Below are 15,200 nucleotides of genomic sequence, written 5' to 3' on the forward strand. Positions count from 1 at the left end.
TTAGCGCTAGATTAAAGCTTGGAGAAGTATGTTAGGAAGAAAAATTGAATTAAATCATTATAAAATTGCCACCAGCGACACCATTAACAATATACTCAGCATCACTTGATACCGCTTGCTCTACAGCACCGCAACACGCCTCTACCATTTCGTTGATCCGACTAAATGGCGCGTCCAGTTTAAAACCAGCCGAAGATAGCGCACCTTTGGCGTTTGCTGTTAAACCTGAGAATGACATTACAGGAAACGATCCACTGGTATCAGTCGGCACTTCGATAAACGCATTGCTAATGTTAGCAGCAACCGCTTTAGCTATGGCCTGCGGTAGATCTGCACCTTTGGCGTGTTCGCCTGAAAGTTTAAAGCTAGATAGATTGCCAGTGATAGCCGAGAATAGCGCACCTTCACTTACTCCTTCTATTTTGTACTTACTGCCAGCGTGAGGGTTTACAGCTACTTTTGCTGATGACTGAAGCGTATCAACCACACCTTTTGCAATTGCGTCTATCATTTCTTGTGACTTGCAATGCTCATTACCTAGATCAAAGGATAAAGCCCCTGCGATTGCACCGGATAAAGAAGAGGCTGAAAGCGCCATTGTTAAACTCCCAAAAAAAAACCAGCAACAAGTGCTGGTTTTTATCTCACATTTTCAACTTCAAAAAATAACCCAAAAAGAGCAAGTGTGGAGGCAACGTTCCAATGTCACCCCAAGCGCCGATAACCCCGACAGCGCACGTTTATTATGATTCCATAGTTTTGTTGTTGTGTAAAGTTGTTCGGAAGAATTTATTTTGCCGCAATCACTTTGCTTGATACGTCCGAGTGAGGGCTACCAGTATAGGCACAAATACACTCACCAGTTACCACGCCTGCACCTTGTAACAGCTTAACCATGCTCGCCTGCGCCACATCAAAGTCACCGTCAACGTTAAAGGTTGCATTACCTGACACCGTGATATTCAAACCGTTTCCAACTTCCATGATGTATTGATCATCAACGGTATGTTTGAACATGCCGATCACTTGATTAAGTTGATCGCCTTGCGTTGATTGAAAACCATTACCTTGGCAGTGTAAGACAATTTCACCGTCTTTTGAGATTTCAATGGCTGTACCGCTGGCCTTGTGTGTTGTCCGGTACGCACCTTCATGCGTCCATTCAATCAAAAAGCCATGTTGCGAGCTGATACGGTCTAATTTGCTTGCTGCGCTTGGTTGTGGCTGCTCATCAGTGCGTGAATGCTCATGCATCTGATCGCCTTGAAAAACCTCGTGCGGCAAGTTTGGTATTTCTTCAGGGGCATAGAAACAGCTACCCGTGATCACCGGAAAGCGCGTATCACCACATTCAAAGCGCACCCACACATAATCATCCACTTTGACAGGGGAGTGATCACCTTCATTGGCTCTTGCGCCAACAGGTAGTTTATATTCGGCCCATGGCAATGATTCTACAGGAACATCTTTCCACTGCGGCAATAGCCTTATTTGCGCCTTTATCAAACCTTCAGGATGCTCCACTGATGTCACAATGGCCTTGTACTCAGCGTTTAACGGCTGTTTACTCATGTACGACTCCTGATGTCATTTGCAATAAATAAGAAAATCCGCGCTGGTGGTGTGCAACTTCAATGATAAATTGCTCTTCATCTACCGACTCATCTAATACTGAGTCTTCATTTAAGCGGTGCAGGACCAGCTTGGCTTTGTCTGCTGGTTGTATTTGTGTTGTGCCTCGCGCCATAAATTGCACACAAGGCGCTAAGTGTTTATTGATATGTTCGAGCTTGTCTTGTCCGAGCTGCGGAAAGGCAACATCATAACCATCAGTCTCACCGTAGACATAACCTTGTGCTTGATCCCACATGGCAGGATTAATGCGCTTCTTATTGGCCTGTAAATCACCTGAGTACAGCAATTTAACGGACCATGCACCGTGTTCTGCTTGTGTATTGTTTTGCTCAAACTCTTTTTCGATTGATTGACCTGCCAGCTCAGAATACGCAACCATGTTTAACGTGCCTCGGTTATAGTAAATGAGTGCGCCAAACTCTTTTGCCATCTGTTTTAATAATGCAGATCGCGTGTCTTCAGGGTTCAAGTGATACGTGCCACGACCACGTACACCACGCAAAGAAACATCAACATTAGGCATTAATGCGCTGATCACTTGGTCCGGTGAACTATCATTAAACAGCTCTGCACCACTGGCAGGCTTTTTGAGTTCATACACATCTTTTTGCAGACACTCAACTAATACGCGCTTATCATCTAACTGCTTAGGTTTCGCTAGGACTACAAACGTTTCTGTTAACTCTTCACCGTCCGGCATTTCAACGTCACCCATACGGGTCTCAATCTCAGTCTCAAAATCAATGCCGTATTCGTTGCGTATATCCGCGTCATAATCGCTAAACAACAGAATTAAACGCGGATAGTTAAGCGTACAGCCTTCAATGTATGTAACCTCTGACACGCGACTAACTGGAATATCGCCACCAGCGGATAGTGACTGTAAAAATACGCTATCCATGTACTTTGCCATCCATAAACGCTTTACCAACCTTAGAGGTCGCTTTTACATGTCTACCTCTAGATTGCTCCGCTGTTACTGTGAACATGGCGTGTGCTGCGTGTAGCTTTCCAGCATCACGCGGAATTGATGCGCTGGCAAAACTGATTAGCTTAGGATCGTTAACTATCACTTCAAATGTTGCGCTTAGGTCTGAAATTTTGCTTTTTGCTTGGAAGGCACATTGACCTAATTGAAAGTGCGCCATAAACGCATTCGATAGGCGGCTTAGGCTAAAATTCTCAAAGCTCAAAATAAATAAATGGTAAGTAAGCTCAACAGAGTAATCATCAATAGAAAGGTGCTCAAAGTTAGCAACATCAAACCTATTTTTAAACTTAACAGCATCACTTGGATTGATTGTAGGCTCTCGATAGAAATAAAGTACCGGAAGAGCGCGTTTATTAATTTTCTCTCTGGTTTCTTTTAGTGCATTATTGGTATCTGCTTCTCTGGCGCTTTTGTTACTCATGAGTTTACGCAAGAAAAGCTTAGGATCGTCATATTCACCTAAAAACAGTTTTTCGTTTGCAGGTGCGACTAAAAACTTGGATAGGTACTCTTCTTGTGGCTTTGGCTCAGTTAAGCGAATGTTGTTCGCTATTGTGTTGATAAAGTTACCCACCGCAAAATCAATGTGTTCTAGGTCTGATACTTCAAATGCGCCAAGTTCTTCAATCTCTATCTCTTGCCATTCAATCGTATTATCAATTCTCATCTATCTCAAAGCCTCCAAACGGTATGCAGGTAAAAATCATTGCTTCTTGAAAGTGTTTGTAAGGACCAGTTGAGGCGCTTTGAACGTACCACCAGCGATAGACTTGTTTATCGCCTATTTGCTCAGGGTACATGAGCGCTGCGCCTTCAGGTAAATGCACTGACAGCCTACATCTAAATATTTCAGTTTCACCAAACCCAAGGCTTTCACCATCATCAGCCACAAAATCAAACGCATCGCCATCGTTAGATTCAATGATTGAAATCGGAATAGGGGTCTTGTTGTAATCAACACCTTGCTTTTGTTCATCGACCATGCCAAACGTAGGTGTTTCAATGTCATTCACTGGTGCTTGGTCCTGCTCTTCAGGCATAAACGCAAGACCTTCAAATGCCAGTGGATGAATGGTAAACATCAGCTCCCAATCGGCTTTTAATTGCGCCGTTAGTGGCTGGTGGCCTGCACCTTTTACGCGATTAATCATTTAATAGCTTCTCTATGTCAGTCACACTTTTATTCATTTTTTTAGCCATGCCTTTAATCACAGTGTCGCGGCTTTGTCCGAGCGTATTCACAGCAAAATCAACGTTACTCTTGATTTGATTTATTAATGCACTGCGCTTCTCGTTTGCTAGCTTTTGTTTGAGCTGCCTAACTTGCTGCTGTGCTTTATCTGCTTGCTGTTTGTATCGCTTAATCTTACTGAGGCTGTCTTGTAGGTTCTTTCCAGCTTTGCCTTTAAGCGCTTTTTGCATAGCCTTGCGCCTAAGCTCATAGCGCTCAAAACCTGCTTGTGCTTTAGCGTGTTGCGCTTCAGTAATTACAGTGCTGCGGTTTTTTGATAGTTCTTTCTGGTCGCGTTCACCAAATGTCTTAGTTGAGCCTTTGCCGCTATCGGTGAAGCCTACTTGTGTAGCCTGTCTATCCATTTGCTTTGCGAGCTTTCTTTGCCAGATAGGGGATTGCAGCATTTGCGCGACTTTTAGAACGTGTTTACAGGCTGTGCCGATAAGCTTCGGATTTCGGACCTTTGGATAAGCTTGCTCTAAGTTGCGGCCATATTGATAACCGCCAACACTCGACATGTATCTAAACCAGTATTGATGCCTACCACAATCACAGTCGATTTTAAGTGAGCCTCGACAGGCGTTTTTAACCGCCTTTTGATAACCTTTCTCTGAGACTTCAGCCTCTTCCAACTCTTCGGCCCAATCTAATAGTTGGATTCTAACTCTATGCTCTTGATGCACTGAGCGGCTACTTGCTTGCACTCTGGCAATGACCACGTTGCCACGCTCAAGCTTTATCATGGCTGCGTTTTGAATGCCTAAGCCATCTTTGGATGTGTTTGAGGCGCGTTTACGGTCCTTTTCAGTAGAGCTGCCTATTAACTCGTTATAGGTAATGCCAGCACTACCACTGGTACGCTTTCTAAACTTTTTACGAAGCTCATCAAAGCGCTTTAAGTCATCTGCTGTAAACGCTGTGCCATCTTCTTTTTTGCCAAGCTTTACAAGGTCTTCAATGCTTTTTCGTTTGAGTGCTCGCGGCCTTAGCGTATTCTTGGCGCTTTGGCGATTATTGGCCTGCTCTCTGTTTACAGCATTAAAGACTTTAATAAACTGAGATTCGGATAAACCATCCGTTAAATAGCGACCATTGTTGTCTTGTGCGAAGGCTCTAGGCATTTTGACTCACTCAAATTCTAAGTGAGTCAACGTAGCGCTAGATTAAAGCGCGGTGAATAGCGGAGTGGGGGTTAGTTGCTATTCTTCAACAGTAAGCCAACGATCTAAAACTCTTCGACAAGCAATTGATGGACTTCATATTCAATGTCAGTGACAAGGCTAAAAAGCTCGTTCTGGTTTTTTAGCTCTGCGCCCTCGGTCTGTTTTAGCACATATTCAGCAAGCAACTTGCAGCTAGAAAGCTTTTCATTGCGCTCATGTATAACTTCCATTTGTTCGCCAATCAGAGCTTTGGCAAATTGATAGACATAAGGATTTAAGTCCATTTCACCATTTGGTTGCTCTTTTAGCTTAAAGCCGTTAGCTAGCGCTAGTTGTCTTATTTGTTCGTTTGTCATAGTAGCCTAATTATCAATTTAAACTTTTTGCATGATCATTTTGATTTGCTTATCAACTGAGATACACGCTTTCAAATAGCGAACTTTAAAACCTGATCGTGAAAACTGAATGTGCATTGTTTGCGTAAAAGGTTTCCATGGAATGTGCTTATCGCTCATGCTCGACTCTCAATTATTCCAATGATTAAATTTGCTCTTGAGCAACCGAATCAAGCGTTACCCGATCACCTATAATTTGAGTTGAATATGTAACCGAATATTCTGGCTCAATGGAAAATTTACCATCACACACATCGCACGTTTCCTCACCCTCTGGCACACCATCAGCGGTACACGGTTCGTATTCATTATCGCAATGAGGACATTTGATATTATCTTGACCTGAGTAATCCCACGAGCCGTATTCGCCACTCTCAATTTTTTCTTGAACGGCCTGTAATGCTTTTATTTTTGCAGCCAGCTTTTCCTTTGCTTCACATGAAGCGCACTGCCAGCCATGACGACCACCATAAACAGCTTCGTTTAGCTCACTGCGAGGAATGCCGCACGTCCTACAAACATTGTGCTTTTCACACTCTGAACCCATCCAGTTGCGAGCATGACCGCAACACTGAGCGCACTCATTAACCCACCACCAAACATTATCTATCAGTTGCGCCATATAATGCTTTTCTGGTGCTTCTATGATGGCGTCACAGCTATCTGGGTTGTTTGTCATGAAGTCATTGCCCTCATAACTTTTGCGCCTAAAAAAGTGCTTTCCACCTCGACAATAATCCATGTCTGCAAATAACCTAGAGTCTGCAATAGGCTCAACTAACATGACATCGAAATGAAAACCTTCAACTAAATCGCCTGCTTTCATAAATCCCTCGCTGATATTCCAATTGTTAGTGTTCTGATAAAAAGTTAGGTGAAACTGGTAGACCTTTAACCCAATCTTGTATTTGTATGGGCCTATCACCGTTTCTTTGTTTGACAAACCGAGTCGTACTAGCAAGGTGGCAATAAGTCTCACTTTCTTTAGATATACCGATACCTAAAATGCGCCAAACGTCACCGTTTTTACGGACTTTCATATCAATACTTAAAGTTCTGGTAGCCATTCAAATGTTTCCCAATGGGGCGCTAAGCCCCAACAATTAACTATTAATACCAACTAAGCGGTTTTTATTCATGCGGCGCTCGAAAGTACGACCATTGATTAAAACTTTAAACGTTACCGTTTTCGCTGTTTCTTTCACCTTTTCGATAAGCTTCTCAGTTGCGCCATAATTCCAAACAGTTACATCACCCACTTGTAAATCTTCTGCTCTTTTTGCTTTAGCATAACCAATTGCCTGTAGTCGTATAGTTTCCATTTTGCGCCTTTTGTTAGTTCATTTAACTTATGTACTCATATTAGTTAAATTGACTAACTTTAGCAATAGGTAAGAGTAATATATTTTAACTTTTTTAATCTTTTTCGTTAAATAGACTAACAATATCAATTAATTTTGAAGCTTGTTTTTCAAATGCAATTGCTTTGATTGCATCAACGTATAAAGGATCAACCTTTTCGGCCTTGCAGCAATTACCAATTGTTTGACGAACTACACCCCAGCGCTCACCTAAGCTTGTTTGGTTATAGCCGTTGTCTTTCATCAGCTTTTCAAATTCTTTGCCTGTCATTTACTCTTTACTCCGAGTGCTGGCACTGACTTATATAAGCTGTTCAGTGCGTCAGTTAATTTTTGCGGATCAGGAATTATGTACGTATCGGTCATTTCGTCGCTAACGTGACCGATTGCCATTTGTATAACATCATAAGGAACGCCAGCGTCAGATAGTAAGCTTGCTGTGCTTTTACGGCCTGAGTGACTAGAGCCTTGATAAAAGCCGCAACCTTTAAATAAGTTTCTAACGTAGTTCTCCATGCTTGAGCAAACTAACGTTTCTTTTGGCCCGTCTTTTGTTTGATATTTTTTAACGTTAAAAGCCAAAGTAACCCAGCGTTTACCGCGCTTGGATAAAAACAAAGGGCTATCACCATTTAGACCGCCATAACTGCCATCGCTTGATAGCATTGCTTTGTCGGCTATACGGCGATCACGCCATGCCAAAAGCGCTTTTCTTTGCTGTTTTAGCACAAGCGCACAATCACGGCTTTGACCTGTCTTTGTGTATTCGGCTTTCATTCTGAAAATAGATTTAAGTTCACCAGATGTGGTGAAAACGTCTTTAACGAGCAATTGGCAAGTCTCACCAATGCGAGTGAGCGAACCGAATAAAAACCAAATTAAAGCTACATTTCTCTCGGCTGTATCACCTCGATTAGCATTCGCCAGTATGTGCTTGAGCTGTGCTTTGCTTTCTATCTTGCCTGCACCTTTCTTGCTGGCTTCAAGCCGCTTAACTGCATCAGAAACAGGCCGCTTTCTAACAGGCTTATGACCTTTTACAAATGGCATACAACACCAAATTTACACCGTATTCCAATATAGTATATTAAATAACCGTCAAAAACTAGAAGTGTTGGTTTAACTGGCAATATTGGAATGGTGGGAAAAGCAAAACACCAAACATAAATTGCAGGCACAAAAAAGCCAGCGCTTGGCTGGCTCTTTTATTAATACCCTGCGTATTGATGGATTAAAGTTTGGTAATCCATCCTCTCATGACAAAAAATCATTAAGTAAATATTAAAATCACCATCAGTTTGCCGTATTTCATAGATAAAACGGTAGCCGTCTTTTATCAATTCTCGCACCTCTGGCGCATCATAATACTGACATGACTTACCACTTTCAGGCAGTATTTCTAATTGATCTATCCAGCTTTCAACGATGGATTTAATTGTATCTCGCGCTAAAGCTTCACCATCATGGTGCGCTTTATATTTAATTGCGTCTTTAATCTGTAATTGTGCGTTTTCTGTGATTTCAATATTTACATTATTCATTTGTTACCTGTGTTAAATGGAACTTAAAAAGTCACGGGCAGGTGCGGTTCTACCTTGCTCAATGTCTTTTCGTGATTGTAATAATAGCGCCATGAATGCCATTTTTTCTTGCTGACGCTGGTATGCTTCATGTGTTTGTACGACCAAAGACGATTTACCGTTTTGTGTCACAAATAAAGGACTAAAACCAAGCTCGTCAGGCAAGTTTGCCGCATTGGCTTTCATTTGGCTGATCGTTTGTACTCTCATACTCATTCACCTTTTATCTCCAATTTCTGCGGTCTATATTTAGACCACAAAACCAAATATAGACTCATTTAGACTAAAATGCAACCATCGAACCAAATTTAGACCATTAAAACAAACTAGCCCTTTGAATACTTGATGATCATCTGTCGAATATATGCCAATTCAGGAAATTTAAGCTTTGTGTTTGCTTCGATGTTATCGCGCTTATCTTCTCTGTGCGCCAAAACGTCCACCAGCCACTCTAGAGCGGGAGTTTTATAAACACGGTAGGAAATCAAATCAGCGCGTGAGACTTCATCCAGCGCAACCGTGTGCGGTGTTGTATTGATATTGCCAGCTCTTATATCTGCAATAATCTCTCGATACATACGGCCTCGTAACATTACATCTTCAATTAACTGGTCCGAATAAAGCTTTTTCTTGTCGCTGGTGGTTTGCATGATTATTGGCCTCGGTTTTGGATTGCGTTAAACATGCTCTCATGTGGTAATTCATCACCTTCATCATAAAAGCTATACATTTGCATTAGGTAGTTAGTTTGCAAGACATCTTGAGAGGTCATTGCGTGGACGCATAACAACATCAAGCGCGGCAAATCCTGAAGGTTTTTCCAGTCGATTTGATAGTAAGACTCGCCCGTATCTTTGACTCTATGGTTGATAAGCGAAGAGGGTATATCCCAATTGCCAGTGTTCGGTTTAGTCAATGCACCGGAGCTGCTTAGCGCATTCAGTTTTTTAATCGCACTATGAATAGCAAAAGCGCCATCATGCAATTTATCTTCTAGCGATATGTGATAACCATAGCCTGCCAGCGTACCAGTGGGATCATCAATAAAGAAAGTCGTGTTATTGTCTTGCCATCTTTCAAGCTTTGACTCTATCCATTCTTTAATTTTGGTGGTGCTGCGCGGTTTAGGCTCAGCATTCATGATGTGTATTGCATCACCTTTCATTGCAACGGCGGCGGCGTATGGCTGCGAGCAGGACAGAGACAATACCACTGCATTATTAATAAATTTCTTATCACTCATAAAGCACCCAAAAAAAATGACGCGGTTAAGCGTCATTTTGTGCGTATAAAAACAAGGAACTGTAAAAAAGGAACTGTAAAAGTTGCAAATCACTAAGATCACTCAATTCACACATTCACTTTATAACAGTAGTTGCGTTTAATCAAGATGTTCGGAAGAATTAACACGCCAAGGCATTGCTTCACCGATTTTTTCATATACCAAGGTCAGTAGCGCTTCTTGTGTGCCATATTCAGCCTCAAACGCTGCTTTACCACCAAACGCGCCTTTTGCATGGACCGGAATAATTGGTCTGCCATGTTTGGCTTGTGCCGTGGCCTGCTCTTCTTTGGTTAACGGTGTGTCATGATGATGAGCGCAAAGCGGTAGCTGTTTAGCGTGTGCTAGTGGTTTGGTTCGTCCATCGACATGGTGTAAAGAAATCACCGGATTATCTATTCCCATCTGCGCACAGGCAATACAGCCAAGTTGCGCGATTTTATCAGCTAGGCGCTTTTCCTGTGCGGTTGGTGTTCGGCCTTTCATGCCTCTGGTGCTTTTTGGCTTCTTCACTTTTGGCGCACTGCGTTTAATTTCTTTAGGTTTAGCTTGCTTAGCTTTTTGCTTTTCAAGCTGACGCGCTCTAGCGGCCTGCTGCTGTTTGGCTTTTTTCTCATACATGGCCTGTCGATGTGCTGGATCTTGCCTTTTTTCACGCTGGCGCTGTATTTGTCTTTCTCTTGCAGCTCTGGCGCGATTACGCGCTTTTTCTCTGGCCGCTTCATCTTCTCGTCTAGTAGATAGCATTAGCATGTCACACCATGGCAAGAGGACGCGAATATCACAGCGGCGGCGTAGAGGACCACGGCGATAGTAAAAATCACAATTACTTGTGTCGTTGTATTATCTTTTTTCTTTTGGCTCATTACGCTGATCCTTTTGCTGTGCTTGTTTCTTGGTATTCATAAAGTGTGTACGCTGGCGAGTGCGCAAACGCTGCCTAGTAAATGGATTCATTGGCTATAAACCTCGCTGGTGTCTTCACACTCGAAGCCATGACAAACAAACAGTTTAGATAGGTTGTAATTAGGCATTTGCGACTTTTGTTTATTCAGTGCGTGTGTATAGCCACAACAAAACGCAAAAGGGTGGTTTGAGTATTCAGCATAATCAATAGAATTGCCGCGTTGTGCCTCTAATGCACCTGCTGCAAAGCTGACTAAGAAGTCATCACGGCGATTGAGTCTAATGTATTGCTCGCCTGCTTTGGTAATAATCAATGCATGGCCTTGCTGCTCCAATTTGGCGGCGGTTTGCTGGCAATATGGACCAGAATACAAGTCCTCAAAGCCATCATAAAGGCAGTTGTAGGCTGGCGGATTATCTATATCGGACGGTAAAGCCTCCATCAGTGCAATAATTAGCTTGAGTTGCTTTTTAGGTATTTGGCTCATCGGTTAAGTTCCTTTGTTTTGTTTGTTGTATTCTTTCATCAGCGTGTCATAGGCTCGCTGAAAGTCATCATCAGTCATTTTGTCTACAGTGCGTCTAGCTGATGTTATGCAGGGCTTATCGAATCTAAGCTTTACCCAGCCCACCAGCTTACAATCTGAAGACATCTTATTTAGTGAGATAGCCAGTTTTGGCTTGTTTCTATAAAATTCGGCGCTCGCTTCAACAACAAAGCCTTTGATTGGCCTTCTTGCTGTATTCATAAACCACCAAAATGCATCAGTGGCGATTTAGGTTTAATGCCGATTTCTTTAATGATGTGGCTCACGGCTTTTTCAGAGGTATTAAGCTTGTGACTTATCTCAGCAACGCTGAAATTGTTATTAATCATGTTGATCACGCGCTGGTGGCGTGATTGACGAATTGCCGTGAAGGTGTAAGCATTGAGGTTAATGGTGCTCGCTTTCGCTTTATCCTCATCCGTTAAATAGTAATAACTGACAAGGACCGCGTTATTTTTATTGCGTTTCACCTCTTTGGTAGACGGTATTTCAAAGCCAAGCTTTTTGCGTAGTCTTAGAAAGTCATTTTTAGCAGTGTAAGTGTGGTCCTCACCTAATAACCGTGTGATTTCTGGCAGTGATTTAGGTTTACCGTTTAAAACTTCTAGTAACAATTTTAGTCTTTCTGCTGTAGATTCTCTAAACATAGTAAAGGCACGTTGCTTCAAAACACCTTTAAATATGTTAATAAGTTTGTTCGGAAGATTCAAAGAAAATACATAAGTATTGTTGTTACATGTAATAATCATAGTGAACTCAGTTAAATAGGAAGTTGATTAAGATAAAAAGCCAAGGCTGAAGGAGTCATAGGCTTAACAGTTACGTGCTCAATGTCTTTATAGGGCGCGTCAAATTCAGGTGTTTTCTTGCATACAGTAACCGCTTTAGTACCATTAAATACCACGACATAACCAAAACATTCTAGCCAGTAATGCAAATCCTCAACCGTTGAGGATTTATGTTTACCTTGCTTAATATCAGCTTCAAAGTATTGCTGGTGGAGTAGGGTATACGCAAGATTCACTTTCGTTTTTTGGTCTGCTGGCGCGTGTAATGCAGGTGATACAATGCGTTTTATTTCATTAATCATCCTCTACACTCCAATCAATCGACTCAACATACGCATTCAAATCACTAGGTAGATCTGATGCAGCCAATATGCGCTCAAAGTGTTTCTGCCAATCTACAAGCGTCCAATTACTATTTAATGTGCGTTTATACGTGCAGGTTTCATTGAGTAAAGCTGCGAGTTTACCGGACCAATAATACTCACCTTCAAATTTGTCTAGGTCCAAGTATTCAGGTTTTATATTGTGCTTCACGCATACTGCGGTGACTATTTTTTGTTTTGTTAACCTCATTATCATTCCTTTTTCTTGCTCTATGAGTAAGGCTTAGCCTCGGTTTTTAAGTAACTTTGCGATACCTGCGTTTTTCATTTGTGCTTGCTTGGCATATTTCGCTGGCATTTTCGGGTCTTTCCAGCCACCGGATAATTGTATTTCAAAATTATCCATGCCTGCCTCTGCCATGGAGGACACCGCACCAACACGGCCTGAGTGCGTAGAATAACCTTCAGGATTCATACCGCATCGCACTAATACCTGTTTAAATGCATCGTAAAAAGTGCGGTACTTCATTGGTGTTTCTAACACATTGCCGCCTTTATTCATGGCCCTAAAAACATAACCGGACCGCGTACCGCTTTCTTTGGCCCAAAGCTGGTATAAATTCAGGCAATAATCAGAGAGATAACTGTATCCACCTTCACCGTCTTGGTCGTTTTTTCGTACCGGAATAAACAGCGTATTATCGCGTGTATTGATGTGCTTGTGCTCAATGGCGCACAGCTCAGAGCCGCGCAATAGGGCGCTGAAGCTAAAGTTTATCGCCAGTAAATCACGTAAATCTTTTGCCTTCGTGATCTCAAAGTTTGCATTGATGAACTCTAAATCTTCAATTCTCAAAGGTGCTGCTTGCTTTTGTGCTTTTGGCTTGGCGCGTAGCGTTAAGTCTACATACTCTTGAACAATCTTAGAGACTTGGTAGGGGTTCGGGATCTCCATCACTTTCATAACCACGGATAACGAGGCCAAACGCCTATCAATGGTGGCGCGTTTTAAATCAGAGTTTGCCAGCTCATCGACATACGCGGTGTAGGTCTTCTTTGCCAGCTCGAAATCAGAGGTAAAACAAGGCAGGTTAAACCTGTCACAAAATATCTGATAATCTTCAATATCGGACAAAATGGCGCGTTGTGTATTTTTCGGCTTTTTAGCCAAGACAAACTTCCAATCTCGAAGGTTCTTAGCTGCTTTTTGAAACTGCTCAGTACCAAGTGCCAGCTTATCTATGACGATTAATTGACTCATAACTTAGCCTATTATTTAACCCGTTCATCAATATTTTTAAACTTTTTGTGTGGCGGAATAACAATAGAGCAGGGCTTTTTTAATTCGACCACCTCACACGCGGTTTTCATCAGTGATTTTTGAGGCGCGTTAATCGTCTGTTTCTTATCCAATACATCTAAAATAAAATTGTATAAATGCATACTCATATCCCAAAAAGTAAAAACAAAGCTGATTTAACATATTTAAACTTGTTAGGAAGATTATACACAGTGATTTATAAATAGCCACAGATAAGCCCACTTATCTTTGGTTATTTATAAAATAGGGCGCGGAATCGTTTCTCGGTGAAGTTTTTTAGTGAATTTCAGGCATAAAAAAACCGCTTGGATAAAAGCGGTTTTTTCTGGCGTATTAAATGCGATTAGCCACCTGTTTTTAAAACTGGCTCTTTAATTGGATCAGGATCAATAACAGATTGCTTCTTAGGCTTTTCGTATGGATCGCCGCCTTGGTTGCCACCACCAGCGATACCACCAATAACCTTCTTTAATTCATTTTGAGATAATACTTTCATAATACGAGTCCTGTGCTGTGTTAACTTGTCAATCCTTAAATGGATCTACTTTTAATCGCCTACCAACAAAACCATCCACGGTCATCGTAAGCAACGCAAAGGTTAAAGCAACAACTAGGCCAAGCTTTGCATAAGGGTATAATTCATATACAAAAACTGTGAAAATACGTAAATCTTGACTTAATCCAATGGCGCTTGGATTTCTCAATATATGCTCTACTGCCATGGCAATATTGCTGAATATAGAAAACATAAACATCATGCGGATAAACGCTTCTTGTTTTGCATAGCCAAGGTCCGTACAGACACGATAGAGATAACTATTTGACTCTGCCTTACAAAAAGCTGTCGAGATTTTGACTCCAACTCTCAACCTATACTTTAGTAAGAATATTGCTGCCAGATCAGACAACGTATATGCAAATTGATGGGCCAATACAGAATTTGGTAAGTACGGCTGAAATATAAACATGTCCACCATGGACAAGGTAAATAAAACGCCAACTATCCAGATGCGAAGCGCATCTTTTACATTCAGACCGACTACAATAAGCATCGCTGAGAAGTAACAGACCACAACATAACTATAAATTTTGTTGAAATCTAAACTCTGAACTGCACTGCTGATGAACTCTAACATTTACTTGTCTCGCTCTTGCGCCTGTAGCGCCTCCATTACCACGCTTTTATCATCACGCGATAACTGACCGAACAGCTTTAAGAAGAACTTCACGGTAAACTGCGCAAAGCCAGCCCCGCTACTGTGCTTTCTTTGTGCTTCAAGTAAAAGCTCATACTCTGAAACGTTAGGCTCACTGGTTAATTCTTCGTCTTCCCAATTTTTGACGGTTTGGTAAGACACGTTTGCGATTGCACCGAATTGCGCCAAGCTTAAACCGAGGTTTTTCCTTATGGCGGCTACGTTTCTCGACACTTGTCGAGTGCGAGCTGTCGGTACTCTTTTTATACTTGCCATCACTTTAATCCTTAGCGATACAATAAAGTTAATTAATATAAGTTAAAAAAATGTTCACAAAATGCTGAATTTCAAATTTTTTTGAATTGCCCTTTGATAAATTGCTCCAATCAAAGGAACTTGACACATTTTGTATGAAACTAAAGAATTTATCAATTTTTAAGCGGTTACATGTACCAAACAACAAAAAAGCATTAGAAA

27 protein-coding genes are annotated in these 15,200 nt (G+C 41.6%); all 27 read right to left on the reverse strand.

Annotation, left to right across the window (positions count from 1 at the left end; translation table 11 throughout):
• Positions 1–49 precede the first annotated feature (49 nt).
• The 27 genes from MHN81_RS23560 to MHN81_RS23690 all read right to left on the reverse strand — a co-directional run bounded on the left by MHN81_RS23560 (position 50) and on the right by MHN81_RS23690 (position 14,999).
• Complete coding sequence (locus MHN81_RS23560) at positions 50–598, reverse strand: hypothetical protein (RefSeq protein ID WP_239426896.1); 549 nt, start codon at positions 596–598, stop codon at positions 50–52.
• A 191-nt stretch (positions 599–789) separates the two neighbouring features.
• On the reverse strand, positions 790–1,572 hold the full coding sequence (locus MHN81_RS23565; protein WP_239426897.1) for a phage baseplate assembly protein V: 783 nt from the start codon (positions 1,570–1,572) through the stop codon (positions 790–792).
• Positions 1,565–2,536, reverse strand: a complete 972-nt coding sequence (locus MHN81_RS23570; RefSeq protein ID WP_239426898.1) for a hypothetical protein — start codon at positions 2,534–2,536, stop codon at positions 1,565–1,567. The genes MHN81_RS23565 and MHN81_RS23570 overlap by 8 nt, the downstream gene beginning before the upstream one ends.
• Positions 2,529–3,293 carry a hypothetical protein gene (locus MHN81_RS23575; RefSeq protein WP_239426899.1) on the reverse strand — a complete coding sequence of 255 codons (765 nt, stop codon included), beginning with the start codon at positions 3,291–3,293 and terminating at the stop codon, positions 2,529–2,531. The genes MHN81_RS23570 and MHN81_RS23575 overlap by 8 nt, the downstream gene beginning before the upstream one ends.
• Positions 3,283–3,777 carry a hypothetical protein gene (locus MHN81_RS23580; RefSeq protein ID WP_239426900.1) on the reverse strand — a complete coding sequence of 165 codons (495 nt, stop codon included), beginning with the start codon at positions 3,775–3,777 and terminating at the stop codon, positions 3,283–3,285. The genes MHN81_RS23575 and MHN81_RS23580 overlap by 11 nt, the downstream gene beginning before the upstream one ends.
• The gene (locus tag MHN81_RS23585) at positions 3,770–4,981 is read right to left on the reverse strand and encodes a hypothetical protein (RefSeq protein WP_239426901.1); all 1,212 of its coding nucleotides are present in this window, start codon (positions 4,979–4,981) and stop codon (positions 3,770–3,772) included. The genes MHN81_RS23580 and MHN81_RS23585 overlap by 8 nt, the downstream gene beginning before the upstream one ends.
• A 104-nt stretch (positions 4,982–5,085) precedes the next feature.
• Positions 5,086–5,379, reverse strand: a complete 294-nt coding sequence (locus MHN81_RS23590; RefSeq protein WP_239426902.1) for a hypothetical protein — start codon at positions 5,377–5,379, stop codon at positions 5,086–5,088.
• Between the two features lie 184 nt (positions 5,380–5,563).
• Positions 5,564–6,244, reverse strand: a complete 681-nt coding sequence (locus MHN81_RS23595; protein WP_239426903.1) for a hypothetical protein — start codon at positions 6,242–6,244, stop codon at positions 5,564–5,566.
• Positions 6,245–6,269: 25 nt separating this feature from the next.
• Positions 6,270–6,485 carry a hypothetical protein gene (locus tag MHN81_RS23600; RefSeq protein WP_239426904.1) on the reverse strand — a complete coding sequence of 72 codons (216 nt, stop codon included), beginning with the start codon at positions 6,483–6,485 and terminating at the stop codon, positions 6,270–6,272.
• Between the two features lie 36 nt (positions 6,486–6,521).
• Positions 6,522–6,740, reverse strand: a complete 219-nt coding sequence (locus MHN81_RS23605) for a hypothetical protein (RefSeq protein WP_239426905.1) — start codon at positions 6,738–6,740, stop codon at positions 6,522–6,524.
• Between the two features lie 94 nt (positions 6,741–6,834).
• The gene (locus tag MHN81_RS23610) at positions 6,835–7,050 is read right to left on the reverse strand and encodes a hypothetical protein (protein ID WP_239426906.1); all 216 of its coding nucleotides are present in this window, start codon (positions 7,048–7,050) and stop codon (positions 6,835–6,837) included.
• Entirely contained in the window at positions 7,047–7,829 is a 783-nt protein-coding gene (locus MHN81_RS23615) for a tyrosine-type recombinase/integrase (RefSeq protein ID WP_239426907.1), read from the reverse strand. Before MHN81_RS23615 ends, MHN81_RS23610 begins: the two co-directional genes overlap by 4 nt.
• Before the next feature lie 158 nt (positions 7,830–7,987).
• Positions 7,988–8,320, reverse strand: coding sequence for a type II toxin-antitoxin system RelE/ParE family toxin (locus tag MHN81_RS23620; RefSeq protein WP_239426908.1), 333 nt, complete (start codon positions 8,318–8,320; stop codon positions 7,988–7,990).
• Between the two features lie 12 nt (positions 8,321–8,332).
• Positions 8,333–8,569: a type II toxin-antitoxin system Phd/YefM family antitoxin gene (locus MHN81_RS23625; protein ID WP_239426909.1), complete on the reverse strand. Its 237-nt coding sequence runs from the start codon at positions 8,567–8,569 to the stop codon at positions 8,333–8,335.
• A gap of 116 nt (positions 8,570–8,685) precedes the next feature.
• Positions 8,686–9,009, reverse strand: a complete 324-nt coding sequence (locus tag MHN81_RS23630; RefSeq protein ID WP_239426910.1) for a hypothetical protein — start codon at positions 9,007–9,009, stop codon at positions 8,686–8,688.
• 2 nt (positions 9,010–9,011) lie between these two features.
• Entirely contained in the window at positions 9,012–9,602 is a 591-nt protein-coding gene (locus tag MHN81_RS23635) for a hypothetical protein (RefSeq protein ID WP_239426911.1), read from the reverse strand.
• Between the two features lie 138 nt (positions 9,603–9,740).
• Positions 9,741–10,394 carry a Ref family recombination enhancement nuclease gene (locus tag MHN81_RS23640; RefSeq protein ID WP_239426912.1) on the reverse strand — a complete coding sequence of 218 codons (654 nt, stop codon included), beginning with the start codon at positions 10,392–10,394 and terminating at the stop codon, positions 9,741–9,743.
• A gap of 200 nt (positions 10,395–10,594) precedes the next feature.
• Positions 10,595–11,035, reverse strand: a complete 441-nt coding sequence (locus tag MHN81_RS23645; protein WP_239426913.1) for a hypothetical protein — start codon at positions 11,033–11,035, stop codon at positions 10,595–10,597.
• Between the two features lie 3 nt (positions 11,036–11,038).
• The gene (locus tag MHN81_RS23650) at positions 11,039–11,296 is read right to left on the reverse strand and encodes a hypothetical protein (protein ID WP_239426914.1); all 258 of its coding nucleotides are present in this window, start codon (positions 11,294–11,296) and stop codon (positions 11,039–11,041) included.
• Positions 11,293–11,742, reverse strand: coding sequence for a hypothetical protein (locus MHN81_RS23655; RefSeq protein WP_239426915.1), 450 nt, complete (start codon positions 11,740–11,742; stop codon positions 11,293–11,295). Before MHN81_RS23655 ends, MHN81_RS23650 begins: the two co-directional genes overlap by 4 nt.
• 113 nt (positions 11,743–11,855) lie before the next feature.
• A complete protein-coding gene (locus MHN81_RS23660; protein WP_239426916.1) occupies positions 11,856–12,185 on the reverse strand; it encodes a hypothetical protein in 330 nt (109 codons plus the stop codon).
• Positions 12,178–12,456, reverse strand: a complete 279-nt coding sequence (locus MHN81_RS23665; RefSeq protein WP_239426917.1) for a hypothetical protein — start codon at positions 12,454–12,456, stop codon at positions 12,178–12,180. The genes MHN81_RS23660 and MHN81_RS23665 overlap by 8 nt, the downstream gene beginning before the upstream one ends.
• A 33-nt stretch (positions 12,457–12,489) precedes the next feature.
• Complete coding sequence (locus tag MHN81_RS23670; RefSeq protein ID WP_239426918.1) at positions 12,490–13,467, reverse strand: tyrosine-type recombinase/integrase; 978 nt, start codon at positions 13,465–13,467, stop codon at positions 12,490–12,492.
• An 11-nt stretch (positions 13,468–13,478) separates the two neighbouring features.
• A complete protein-coding gene (locus tag MHN81_RS23675; RefSeq protein ID WP_239426919.1) occupies positions 13,479–13,649 on the reverse strand; it encodes a hypothetical protein in 171 nt (56 codons plus the stop codon).
• A 221-nt stretch (positions 13,650–13,870) separates the two neighbouring features.
• Complete coding sequence (locus MHN81_RS23680) at positions 13,871–14,023, reverse strand: bacteriocin (protein WP_239426920.1); 153 nt, start codon at positions 14,021–14,023, stop codon at positions 13,871–13,873.
• Between the two features lie 28 nt (positions 14,024–14,051).
• Positions 14,052–14,663, reverse strand: coding sequence for a hypothetical protein (locus MHN81_RS23685; RefSeq protein ID WP_239426921.1), 612 nt, complete (start codon positions 14,661–14,663; stop codon positions 14,052–14,054).
• The gene (locus MHN81_RS23690; protein ID WP_239426922.1) at positions 14,664–14,999 is read right to left on the reverse strand and encodes a hypothetical protein; all 336 of its coding nucleotides are present in this window, start codon (positions 14,997–14,999) and stop codon (positions 14,664–14,666) included.
• Positions 15,000–15,200 lie beyond the last annotated feature (201 nt).

The sequence above is a fragment of the Pseudoalteromonas sp. Of7M-16 genome (assembly GCF_022347805.1).
Taxonomy (GTDB): domain Bacteria; phylum Pseudomonadota; class Gammaproteobacteria; order Enterobacterales; family Alteromonadaceae; genus Pseudoalteromonas; species Pseudoalteromonas luteoviolacea_F.